Below are 205 nucleotides of genomic sequence, written 5' to 3'. Positions count from 1 at the left end.
CGGTGGAGCGCGGCCTCGCGGTAGCCGTGGACTACGCCCACGCGCGCGGGACGCGTCCCCCGTTCGGGACGCTCACCGGTTTCCGGGCGGGCCGTGAGACGGCGCCGGTGCCGGACGGGACCTGCGACCTCACGGCCCACGTGGCGCTGGACGCGTGCGCGGTGACCGACGGGGCACGCATCGTCCCGCAGCGCACCGCCCTGCG

1 pseudogene is annotated in these 205 nt (G+C 78.0%); it reads left to right on the top strand.

What is annotated here, in order from left to right:
* Positions 1–205, top strand: a pseudogene (locus G3I40_RS20320) (SAM-dependent methyltransferase); the annotation flags it as partial.

The organism is Streptomyces sp. SID14478 (genome assembly GCF_010548525.1).
GTDB lineage: Bacteria > Actinomycetota > Actinomycetes > Streptomycetales > Streptomycetaceae > Streptomyces.
This window is presented reverse-complemented; position numbering and strand designations above follow the sequence as displayed.